Origin of the sequence: Paenibacillus agaridevorans, assembly GCF_003112455.1 — a bacterium.
Lineage (GTDB): Bacteria > Bacillota > Bacilli > Paenibacillales > Paenibacillaceae > Pristimantibacillus > Pristimantibacillus agaridevorans.
The window spans coordinates 1-12,240 of sequence record NZ_BDQX01000028.1 but is presented as its reverse complement, the minus strand read 5'-3'; the positions used below and the strand labels follow the sequence as shown (position 1 = coordinate 12,240).

Annotated in this window: 9 protein-coding genes; all 9 read left to right on the top strand. The window is 50.2% G+C overall.

What is annotated here, in order from left to right; genetic code table 11:
• The first annotated feature begins 10 nt into the window (after positions 1-10).
• The 9 genes from PAT3040_RS01595 (at position 11) to PAT3040_RS01555 (ending at position 12,197) form a co-directional block, all read left to right on the top strand.
• Positions 11-1,750: an S-layer homology domain-containing protein gene (locus PAT3040_RS01595; protein WP_108991274.1), complete on the top strand. Its 1,740-nt coding sequence runs from the start codon at positions 11-13 to the stop codon at positions 1,748-1,750.
• A gap of 131 nt (positions 1,751-1,881) precedes the next feature.
• Positions 1,882-3,567 carry an extracellular solute-binding protein gene (locus PAT3040_RS01590; RefSeq protein ID WP_108991273.1) on the top strand — a complete coding sequence of 562 codons (1,686 nt, stop codon included), beginning with the start codon at positions 1,882-1,884 and terminating at the stop codon, positions 3,565-3,567.
• A 49-nt stretch (positions 3,568-3,616) separates the two neighbouring features.
• Entirely contained in the window at positions 3,617-4,588 is a 972-nt protein-coding gene (locus tag PAT3040_RS01585; RefSeq protein ID WP_181376391.1) for a nucleoside hydrolase, read from the top strand.
• Positions 4,589-4,616: 28 nt separating this feature from the next.
• Positions 4,617-6,380: a sensor histidine kinase gene (locus PAT3040_RS01580; RefSeq protein WP_181376390.1), complete on the top strand. Its 1,764-nt coding sequence runs from the start codon at positions 4,617-4,619 to the stop codon at positions 6,378-6,380.
• On the top strand, positions 6,355-8,007 hold the full coding sequence (locus PAT3040_RS01575; protein ID WP_108991270.1) for a response regulator transcription factor: 1,653 nt from the start codon (positions 6,355-6,357) through the stop codon (positions 8,005-8,007). Before PAT3040_RS01580 ends, PAT3040_RS01575 begins: the two co-directional genes overlap by 26 nt.
• Positions 8,008-8,146: 139 nt before the next feature.
• Positions 8,147-9,280: an alanine dehydrogenase gene (gene ald / locus PAT3040_RS01570; protein ID WP_108991269.1), complete on the top strand. Its 1,134-nt coding sequence runs from the start codon at positions 8,147-8,149 to the stop codon at positions 9,278-9,280.
• Positions 9,281-9,359: 79 nt separating this feature from the next.
• Entirely contained in the window at positions 9,360-10,493 is a 1,134-nt protein-coding gene (gene alr / locus PAT3040_RS01565) for an alanine racemase (protein ID WP_108991268.1), read from the top strand.
• 96 nt (positions 10,494-10,589) lie between these two features.
• Entirely contained in the window at positions 10,590-11,873 is a 1,284-nt protein-coding gene (locus tag PAT3040_RS01560) for a PucR family transcriptional regulator (protein WP_108991267.1), read from the top strand.
• A gap of 24 nt (positions 11,874-11,897) precedes the next feature.
• A complete protein-coding gene (locus tag PAT3040_RS01555; RefSeq protein WP_108991266.1) occupies positions 11,898-12,197 on the top strand; it encodes a response regulator in 300 nt (99 codons plus the stop codon).
• The last annotated feature ends 43 nt before the right edge of the window (positions 12,198-12,240 follow it).

The following is a 12,240-nucleotide window of genomic DNA, read 5'->3' as shown; positions in this document are numbered from 1 at the left end:
CAAATACGGTATGAAAAAAAGAATAATAGGGGCCATGCTCGGTCTGAGTATGATGATGACCCTGCTGCCCACGGCGGCGTTTGCTGCCGGAACCGGGGCGATGGCCGGGACGGGCGGGATCGCCGACGGCAACATCATTTATTACGGTCAGTATACAGAGGGCGGTATAAGCTATGAGATGCCCTGGCTCGTGCTGGATGCCGATAAAACCAACACCAACACAGGGGGCGCGTTCCTCATTTCCCAATATCTGCTTGGCAGCACGCCTTTTGAAGCCGTTTGGGACGGCGACGACAATGATGGGCAGGCTAAGCCCAACGAGTGGCAGAACAGTGACGCCCAGACATGGAGCAGAAGCTTTGCAGGATCGGATCATTTTACGGCAGCAGAGCTCTCCGCTATGCTGGCAACAACCAAAACGGACGGACCGTATATGGAGTATGGCGCAAGCGAGTTGAAGAGTGAAAAGGCTTTTTTCCTTTCGGGGGAGGAAGCGGCGACCTACTTCCAAAACGATAATGAACGGGAAGCGGCTTACATCACAAATCCGGCCAGCGGCAATACGGGCTGGTGGTGGCTGCGGTCGCCGTATGGGGACAAGCCCCACAACGCTGGAGTGGTTTCGGTCGTTCAGCGCCATACCCGTGTGTCCTACGCTGACGGCGCTCGTCCGGCTATCAACTTGTCACTGTCTTCGGTTCTCTTCTCCTCCGCTGCTCAGGGCGGCAAGCAGAGCGGGACGGTAGGCGCTGCTGCACTGAAAGCAGTTTCGGCCGGCACACCGTCGGAGTGGAAGCTGACCCTTCGGGACAACAGCAGAAATTTCAAGGCAGAGAGAACGGAATATAACCCTGCAAGCAAGGTGATGACCATTGGTTATACAGGCGCAACGGTGGGGGCTAATGATTATATTTCGGCAGTGGTCATAGACCAAAACGGTTCTATGAAATACTATGGAAATATAGTAAAGCCGCAGAGTGCAAGCGGCACTGCAAAGATTGACCTGTCCGGCGTTATCCTTGGTGCGAGCGATAAGCTCTATGTCTTCTCCGAAGCCGCAAACGGCAACAAAAAGACCGATTATGCGAGCGCATTGCAGGAGATGAGCATAAACGGCGGTTCATCCGGCGGAGGCAACGTAGTTATCAAAGATCCGGAAATCCCCGTCAAAGAAGAGGAAGAAGAGCCGACTTCCCAGCCGGTCTGGGAAAATCAGTTCACCGACGTTAAGAAAACCGACTGGTTCTACGACGCGGTAAAATACGTTTATGAAAAAGGCCTGATGAAGGGTGTCTCTGACACGGCATTTAGCCCCGCTGCAACTACCAAACGGGCTATGCTGGTGACGATTTTGTATCGACTGGAAGGTTCGCCCGCCGTGGGCGCAACCAATCCTTTTAGCGACGTAGCGGCCGATAAGTATTATGCCGATGCGGTGATCTGGTCGACCGAAAATAAGATCGTGGGCGGATACGGCAACGGCAAGTTTGGCCCGGAAGACCCGATCACCCGCGAACAAATGGCCGCAATCCTGTACCGTTACGCGTCCTTTAAAGGTTATGACGTGTCCGCGAGAGCCGACCTCTCTACGTTTGTCGATGCAGGCTCCGTTGCCGTCTATGCAAAGGATGCGATGGCCTGGGCCAACGCCAAAGAGCTTATCTTGGGCTACGACGCGAAGCTGACACCTAAAAGCAACGCATTGCGCAGCCAGATGGCAGCCATTATGCAAAGGTTTCTTGAGATATAGGAAAGTATATGATTTCGCCTTGAAATGTAGGATCGTACAAGTTTCGGAAGGCTGACCTGGAATCTCTTTATTTCCGCTGAGCTAACATCTCGGCATTGCGGTTCTGATCATACAAGGATGGGAGAAACGACATGGCGAACATCACCATGAAATCAGCAGGAGCCGCAATGCTGGCGATTATGCTTTTGGTGCTCGGCGCTTGCAGCGGCAGAGAGACGGATCCGATTGACAGGGAATCGGCGAAGCCGACGAACGGCACGAAAACCGAAGAGTGGAAGGAATGGCCGATGGAAGGCCCGCTGGGCAAGTACGACCCGCCCATCGTGCTGACGACGGGCCGGGAAGTGTCGGAAACGATGAAATTCGAAGAGGGACGTTCGATTGACAACAACATCTGGTACGATGCATACCGCGACGAGCTTGGGATTCTGATCAAAAACGAGTGGGTCGTCAAAGGCAGCGAAGCCTACACCAATAAAACGAATATCGCTATTGCCTCGGGCGATACTCCGGATATCATGGCTGTTGATGCGCTGCAGCTGAGAAGTTTGGTGGAAGCCGACTTGATCGAGGATTTGACCGATGTGTATGCAGGGTACGCATCGGTCTTTACAAAAAACTTGTTGAAGGAAGACGGCGGACTTGCGATGAAAGCATCCACGTTCGGAGGAAAGCTCTACGCGCTCCCGCTCACGAACAGCAACCTGGATGAAGTCCCGATGCTTTGGGTGCGAGACGACTGGATGAAGAAACTTAATTTGCCGGAGCCGACTACGATGGACAACATGATCGCCATTGCAAAGGCGTTTACGGAGCAGGACCCGGACGGAAACTCGAAGGACGACACGTACGGGCTTGCGCTCGTCAAAGAGGCGCAGATTCCCGGATTTTTTAACGGCTTCCACGCTTACCCCGGAGCTTGGGTGAAGGGGCAGGACGGCAAAGTCGTGTACGGCAGTACGCAACCGGAAATGAAAGCTGCGCTGCAGAAGCTGGCGGACATGTTTAAAGCCGGTTACATCGATAAGGAATTTGGGGTTAAGGATGGCCCGAAATACGACGAGTTGATCGCTTCCGGCAAAGTCGGCATGATGTACGGGCCGATGTACGCTCCGCTTGCGAATCTCAAGAACAACAAGCTGAGCGATCCGAACGCGGAATGGCGGGCCTATCCGCTCCCGTCGGCGGACGATCAGCCGGCGCTGGCTCAGGTAGGCGTATCGGCAACCTCCTTTTATGTCGTCAAGAAAGGTTACCAGCATCCAGAGGCGCTCGTAAAGCTGATGAACTTCTGGAACGATAAAAGCTGGGACAATGCGGATGTGATGCTGTCGCGTAGCGCAGAGACAAAAATCGAAACGTGGCCATACGGGCTGGTCAAAGCGTTTCCGGTGCTCAAAAACGTGAAGGCGCATCGTGCCGTTAAAGCTGCGCTGGAGAGCAAAAATCCGGAAGGTCTCGATACGGAGCAAAGGTTTTATTATGACGCGATTCAAAATTGGTTCGATAAAGGCGACATCGCCGGCAACAGCTGGGGTTTCTACCGCTCGTTCGGCATGGACGGGGCAGGGATGGAAATTATCGACTACTACTTGAATGAGAACAAGCTAATAAACACGGAGTTTCTCGGCGGTTCTACCCCGACGATGGCGGAGAAAATGGCGACGCTTAACAAGATGGAGTCTGTCATGACGATCAAGATCATCCTCGGCCAGTCCGGTATCGAAGAGTTCGATAAATTTGTCAAGGACTGGAACGAGCTTGGCGGTGAGATCATGACCAAGGAGGTCAACGACTGGGTAAATGCCGCCAACTAGCAACCGGGAGAGCGGGGGGAAATACGGAGAAGAGAGGAGAGTAGATCGGATGAATGTTCCGGTAAACGTCATATTGGATACGGATATCGACACGGATTGCGACGATGCGGGGACGCTTGCCTTGCTGCATACATTATGCGGCACGGAGGAAGCGAAGCTGCTCGCCGTCGTCTGCGACGCGCCGACGCGCTGGGGCGCGCCGTGCATCGACGCGATCAATCACTATTACGGCAGAGGGGATATTCCGGTTGGCGCGCTGAGCTGCGACGAGGATGATAGTCGGAACGGCGAAGCCAGCAGGCTCGGCCCGTACAGGGAATTAGCCGGACAGATCACTCCCGCCCGGAGGTACAACAAACGGATCGCCGAAAGCTATCCAAACCGTTTCGGCCGGAGCGGGGAGGCTGTGCCGGAGGCGGTCGCCTTATACCGGCAATTGCTTGCCGAGCATTCGGAAGTGGTCATTTGCGCCGTCGGCCTGCTGACGGTTTTGTCCGCGCTGATGAAGTCCGGCCCGGACGCGATCAGCGGCATGAGCGGTATGGAGCTGATTCGCCGGAGTGTAAAGCGGCTTGTCGTGATGGGCGGCAGTACGTTTCCGGAAGGCGAGGATGCATTTAACTGGAAGATGGATCCCGAGGCTGCCGAAAATGTGCTGAACCGCTGGCCGGGGCCGCTCTCCGTCAGCTCCGCGGGGGAGACGATCCTGACGGGCGCCCGGCTCATGGAACAAATGCCGCCGGATCATCCGATAAAGTTTGCGTATGAGGTTTATTTGGAACCGCCCGCCCGCAACCGCTCAAGCTGGGATCAGGTGACTGCCCTGTATGCCGTGCGCGGAAGGGCAAAGCTGTTTGAGGTAACGGAAGGGTATTCGATCCATTACGATGCCGCGACAAATCGTTATACGTGGAGCGTAAACGCGTCCGCTCCGGAGCGGGAATGGATATGGCCGGCATTGCCGGACGAGGAGATAGGCGGCTTGATCGAGGAACTGATGATGGGCTCCAGGCTGACTTAGCGTTCGAAGCAGGATGGGAGATGGGACGATGTCACGGGACAAGCAGCCGAGATGGGGTATTCACAAAAAGTTGGTAGGCACGTTCCTCCTCATTTTGATTCCGATCTATGCGATCAGCCTCTGGATGAATCAGCAGGGGGCGAATGTCGTCAGGCGGGAAATTTCCAATTCGATGCAGCAAAAAACAGATTACGTCATGACATCGCTAGAAAACGAGATCGAACGAATTACGACCTTGCAGCAAACGTTTATCAACGACGCCGATCTCAACGATTTGAGCATACGGGCGGCGACGCTGACCGATTACGAGCGGACCAAAGCGTTTAAGGACTTGCAGTCGAAAATCGTTATGCTGGCCGAATCCAGCAAGTTGATTCAGGATGTGTTTGTCTTGATGCCGAATCTGGACAAAAGACTGTCGGCCAAATCCAGGTTTAACGTCGATACGATGGATCAAGGGGAGTACGAGAGTTTGCTCAAGGCAGAAAGTCGCACATTTAACCCGGTGTATTACAGTGGTAGACTATTGCTTCCACTTGGTTATCCAAGCGCGACTCGCTCCCAATATTTGCTGGTCATCGAGCTGTCGATCGAAAAAATCGCTCGGGAGATGGACGTGTTCCGCTCTTATGGAGACAATGTAACTTATTTGACGGACGATCATAATCAAGCGACACTGTTTGCGCATTCGGGCGGCGCGGAAGCGGCAGGCAAAATTCAGGCGCTGGAGCGAGACGGGAGCGGCGAGTTTTCGATAGACGGCACGCCCTATCTCGTATTTGTCGAACGATCCGAGATGCTGCAATGGAGTCTAAAGACGGCTTTGCCAGAAAATATCGTACTCGATCCCGTCTATTCGTTTAAACGTTGGTACGGGTATTTGTCGGCGGTTTCGATCGTTATCGTGCTGGTCGCTTCGTTTATGATTTTTCGGCTAATTCATCAACCGCTCAAAAAGCTTATTACCGGCTTTCGCAAGGTGGAGCAGGGCAAGCTCGATATTGTAATTGAGCGCCGCGAGCATGACGAGTTTGCCTATTTGTATGCGCAGTTCAACCGGATGGTTGGGAAATTAAACGAATTGATTCAGGAAGTGTACGAAAAAACGATCTACAGCCAACAATCGGAGCTGAAGCAACTGCAATCGCAGATCAATCCGCATTTCTTGTACAACAGCCTGTATATCTTGTATTTGATGGCCGACGAAGAGAATTACGACGGGATTCGGACGTTGTCCAAGCATCTCGGCGACTATTTTAAATTTATTACGCACAATAAAGCCGACATGATCCCGCTCGAACAGGAACTCAATCATGCCCGGGTATACGGCGCGATACAGGAAATTCGCTTTAGCAACCGCATATCGTGCGAGTATATAGTAGAAGGCGATCTATCCGGATGGTATGTACCTAGATTGATCATCCAACCGGTTTTGGAGAACTCATTTGTACATGGTCACGAGCATACGGAGGAGAACGGACGGATCACCGTACGTATTAGTTGTAAACGTGAGTGTCTTACGATTACGGTGGAGGATAACGGAAAAGGAATTGGCGCCGAACGATTGGCGGAAGTCCGGCAAAGTCTGACGCTTCGGCGCGACGAAATGGAGACGCACGGCATTGCCAACGTCCATCGGAGGCTGACGCTGCTGTACGGCAGCGCGAGCGGAGTCTGCATCGATCCGGCCGCTAAGGACGGGATAGCGGTCACGCTGCGGATCGAAGCCGGGCCTGCCGGAACGGGAGAAGAGGGGGAGTGGCAGCATGCATCATATACTCGTAGTGGATGATGAGCCGCTTATCGTACGCGGGGTATGCAATATATTGAGCGAACTGGAGCAGACGCATATCCGATATGCCTATTATCCTCGCGAGGCGAGACGAATTGCCGAAGAGAGCCGCATCGATATTTTAATAACCGATGTGCGGATGCCGGGCATGAGCGGTCTGGATTTGGCCCTGCATGTCAGGGAACTTTGGCCGCGTTGCAAGGTCATCTTTTTGTCGGGGCATGCGGATTTCGAATATTTGCAGTTTGCTCTGCGTCATGGCGCGTTCGACTATCTGATGAAGCCGTCGGATAGAGAGACGTTGCTTGGTTTGCTTCGCAAAGCGATGGACTGCATCGCGGAGGAAATCAGCGAACAGGCCGTCATGGACAGAACGCGACAGCAAGTAAAGGACGCCCGTCCTTTACTTATTGAAATGTACATGCGCAAGCTTCTGTCCGGAGATGCGGATGCGCTTGGCGAACTGCCCGAGCAATTGGCGATGCTCGATATTCCGCTGCGGTCCGGCAGCCCGCTGGTCCTGCTCGTCGGGCGTATCGACAGTTGGCCCATGCATCTGGCGCCTAAGGACAGGCTGCTGCTGGAGTACGCCGCCTGCAATATTATGGAGGAGTATTTACAATCGTTTAGCCGGATCGTATCTATCAAAGACGGAAAGAGCTTCGTTTGGCTCGTACAGTCCGTGAGCGATGACGAAGAATCGGCGCGGCATCATCTCTACATTCGTGAAATGCTGGAAAAAATACAGCAATCCGTGCGGCAGCTCCTCCGGCTGCCGATGTCGATCGTGCTGTCGTCGCCCGCTGTGGCGTGGGACGCGCTTGCCTACGAATACCGCGCGATGTGCGTTTTGCTCCAGCAAGGAATCGGCTTGGACGAAGAAATTATTATAAGCGGCGTGGCCAAACAGGAGACGGCAGATCAGGATAAGCTGGACGGGGAGTACGATTACATCGAGGATACCGTCGGCAAGTTGCGGCTGCAATTGGAAACTCGGGAACGAGAAGCGTTCGGCAGAACCTTGTCTGCGCTTTTCGAGTGGGGGCAGAAGACTATGTTTGTCGGCTATTCTGTGCAGCTTGAGTTATTTAGCTCCGTGTCGGCGATGCTCCTAGGCTTTATGAATAAGCGCAAGCTGGCGCAGAAGGTTGGACAATCCTTTGAACTGACTTCCTTGTCTTCGTATCATGCCCATGATACATGGGGTGATTTGTTAGACTATTATTTGCGCTTGGGCGAAACGCTGTTTGACCGGATCGAAGAGGAGCGGACCGACCAAAAAAGAGAAATTGTCGATAAGTTTGATCGTTATGTCGTTGAAAATCTGGATAAGGATTTATCGCTGCCGCGACTGGCGGACATCGTACATTTGAGCCCTCATTATTTATCGAGAATCTATCATAGGGTTAAAGGATATCCACTGGCCGATTATATTGCGGATCTAAAGGTAGGCACAGCCAAACGGTTGCTAGCGTCGAAGGATATGAAGGCGCAGGATGTTGGCCGGATGATCGGGTTTGAGGACATGTCTTATTTTGGCAGGTTTTTTAAAAAGCATGCGGGCATGACACCCGGCGAATACAAGGAAGCGGCAAAAAGCGGCCGATTGGCGATTAGTCCGGAATAAGCAGCGGAAAAGCGCGGAGTTTGTTTCCAAACACAAAAGAAACGAAAGAAGTTTTGTTTTTCAAACAAAATCATTAAAAACAAAATGTGTTATTGTTTTTACATTAAATAGAAAACTGACAGAACGGGGGGCAATCATGATGATTATCGGCATTCCGAAGGAAATTAAAAACAATGAAAATAGAGTTGCCATTACTCCTGCTGGAGTCGTGACCCTTAAAAAGGCCGGCCATCGGGTGTTAATTGAAAAGGATGCAGGCATTGGCAGCGGTTTTATTAATGAAGATTACATTCTTGCCGGCGGAGAAATCATCGCTAATGCTTCTGAGGTGTGGAACGATTCGGATATGATTATGAAGGTTAAAGAACCGCTGGCAAGCGAATATGGTTATTTCCGTCGCGGTCTTATTCTATTTACTTATCTGCACCTGGCTGCTGAGCCTGCGCTGGCTGCGGCACTCAAGGAAAAGGGCGTCGTCGCGATTGCTTATGAAACCGTTTCGGTTAATCGGACGCTCCCATTGCTAACGCCTATGAGTGAGGTTGCCGGTCGGATGTCGATCCTGCTAGGCACACAATTTCTACTAAAAAACAATGGCGGTCAAGGCATCCTGCTATCGGGAGTGCCAGGAGTAAGCCGTGGCAAGGTAAGTATTATTGGCGGTGGAGTGGTTGGCACTAACGCCGCAAAAATGGCGATCGGTCTTGGGGCCGATGTTACGATTATTGATATGAGTGCAGATCGATTAAGGCAATTGGACGATATTTTTGGTACGCAGATTCAAACGTTGATGTCTAATCCATTTAATATTGCCAAGGCTGTGGCAGAGGCAGATTTGTTAGTGGGTGCGGTTCTAATACCTGGAGCAAAAGCTCCGAAATTAGTTACAGAGGCGATGGTAAAGACGATGAAGCCTGGTTCTGTCATTATCGATGTTGCGATTGACCAGGGAGGAATCGTAGAAACGATTGATAAAATAACGACACATGATCATCCGGTATTCGAGAAGTACGGTGTCCTTCATTATTCGGTTGCCAATATGCCCGGAGCGGCTCCAAGAACATCGACAATGGCATTAACCAATGTTACCATTCCTTATGCCTTGCAAATTGCGAACGAGGGTCTCCTTCGTGCAATCGCGGGAAGCGACGCATTAAAGAGCGGTGTTAATGTAGCTAACGGATCAATTACCTGCGAGGCTGTTGCAAAGGATCTTAAAGAAGAGTATGTATCAATAGAGAAAGCACTTAAACAGGAATTTTTAGCGAATTAATATTTTGCTGCAAGGGGAAGACGGCCAAATAGAGGGGTGGCTGTCTTTTTCCTGTGTAGGCAGTCAGACAAGGTGATGAATGCGTTGCAAGAGAGAGAGCTTTCGGGATACATGGGCGGAAATCAGCCTGGAATCCATATCGAACAACATAAAAAGTATAAAAGGCTACATCGGCTCCGAGACGAAAATGATGGCGGTTGTAAAGGCCGATGGTTATGGGCATGGAGCGGTTGAGGTGGGGAAGTTGGCGCTGAGATTGGGAGTCGATTATTTAGCAGTGGCCATCCTGGATGAAGCTCTGCAATTAAGAGAATCGGGCATCGAAGCGCCAATTCTTATACTAGGCTATACGCCGATAAGATCCATCTCTGTAGCAGTCAGCCATCATATTACAATAACAGTCTACACGGAGGATGTGCTCGAAGAAATTATTACGCAAGCTGCTCGGCTTGGCATTGTGGCGGCGATTCATTTGAAGGTGGATACAGGAATGAGTCGAATAGGGGTAAGTTCGAGAGAGGAGGCATTATCCCTTGTAGAGAAGGCTAGTAAAAGTCCATTTGTACGACTAGAAGGGATATATACTCATTTTGCCATTGCGGATGAGCAGGATTGTCCATTTACGGCGGAGCAATTTATGAGATTTATGTCCTACATACATTTCATTGAGGAAAAAGGGTACGAAATCCCCATAAAGCATTGCTGCAACTCCGCCGCCACGCTGAATTTCCCGCATATGCATTTGGATATGGTTCGAGTAGGTATTGCCTTATATGGCTTATATCCGGATCCATCGATGAAGAAGCATCCTGTCGTATTGGAACAAGCGATTAGCTTGAAATCAAAGATCGTTTCAGTAAAGACAGTATCCGAATCGCAGTCGATTAGTTATGGTTGTACCTGTAAGCCGGATCGAGAGAGTCTGATCGCCACTTTGCCAATTGGTTATGCAGATGGGCTTTCTCGTGCGCTGTCCAATATGGGGTGTGTCGCAGTTCGTGATCAGAGAGCGCCAATTGTTGGGCGTATTTGTATGGATCAAACGATGATTAATGTAACGGATATTGCAGATTGTAAGCCTGGCGAAGTCATCACACTGATTGGGATCGAAGGCTTGGCGCCATCGGTGGATGAAATGGCCGATTGGATGGGAACGATTAATTATGAGGTGGTATGTCTGATCGGCAAGCGCGTTCCAAGAGTGTTCAAATAGGCGCTTCTAAGGAATACGAGAAAGGACTATTTAGAGCGGTTATGAAATGGTACAATCGATTAGAATGTTAGATTTTTACTCCAGGAGTGGTTGGTTATGACGGAATTAGATGCTTCCTTTGGACGAGCCTTTGAACGTGCCTTTGATAGTCTAGAAGCTCTCGCGGATACGATTAGCGAATCTCTTCAGTCCCAGGTAACGATTGAAGATGATCATCATAACGTTATAGGATATAGCTCTCATCAACTGGAGAGTGATACGGCGAGGCTTTCCACAATTATCGAGAGGCGTGTTCCTAATTCCGTTCTGTCAGGCTTACGTAAAAAGGGTATCCTGCAGCTATTGGAATCCGTGGCCCACTCCGTCAGAATTCCAGCCATTAGTGAGATTGGTTTAGGGGCGAGACTGGCTGTTTGTATTAAAAATAATCATACTGTTCTAGGCTATATATGGGTAGTAGATTCAGGGAATTTAATAGAGGGTCATGCGGAACGGGTCATCGAAAAGTCTGCAGAAATTGCGAAGCGGTTCTTATTGAAGCAAAGAAGCTGGAAAGCGAAGCAGGACAAAACGCATGATGAGTTTATTTGGAAGCTGCTGACGGACAGTTATCAATCCGAAACGATGATAAGAAAGGATGCAGAAGCCTTACCTCTTCTACTTCCGGATTGTTATCATATCGTAATTTTTGAATGTGATGTACCGATCAACGATGAGAAGGTAGCGAGACTTAGGCTAGCCCTTACTGCTAAATCGCAGGCTCGTTTGGCTTGCCTGACGGCAAGTCAAAATCATTTGATAGCGATCCTATCGTTATATTCGACTGCCTCCAATAAAGCAGATCTTACCTCGTTCATCCACACTTTTGTTCAGGGAGTTAACGGAAAAAAAGAAGTTAACATTATCGCATTCGGCTGCAGCGGCAAATACGATAAGTATACGCGAGCTTCCAATGCTTACAAAGAAACCTTGCATATTCTCTCATTGAAGAAACTTCTCCCTTTTCATACTCGCCAGGTTGTCCATTATGATGATCTGGGATTTCTTATGCATGTCCCATCTATTATCGAGCAAAAAAAAAATAGCGATTACAGCAGCCCATTGCTGCAATTATTAAGAGAGCACGATCGTGAAAGCAAAAGCGATTTTATGAAAACGTTAGCAACGTATCTGTCCCTCAATTGCAATGCCAAGGATACCGCTGCTCTCCTGCATATTCATGCTAACACGCTTAATTATCGCCTCAATCGAATATCGGAGATTACAGGTCAAAGCTTGAAAAACTCGAATGATTTCGTATCTATTTATTTGGATATTTTGACCGAAGAGACCAGCTCAATTAATCAATGGCTTCCGTCTCGACAGGATAGAAATGACTGACGGATCGGAAAATGGAGGGATACGATGTATCGGGTCCTACTTGCAGAAGATGAAATACTCGTCCGTCTCGGACTGAAAAACTCAATCGACTGGAAACGGTTCGACATGCAAGTCATTGCCGACGTTGCCAACGGTGCGGAAGCTTGGAGCGTTTACGAGAAATTGGAGCCGGAGATCGTGATTACAGATCTTAAAATGCCGATCATGGGAGGAATGGAGCTGATCACGACCGAAGGTAAGTTAAATCCTGCGAATTCTGCAACACGTGCTGAAGCGGCGCAGTTTCTCATGAATGTGCTATTAGAAATAACCATAAGGGATTAGAGGCAGAAGGGGAATCACCAAAAAAACGGCAGCCCGGCAAATT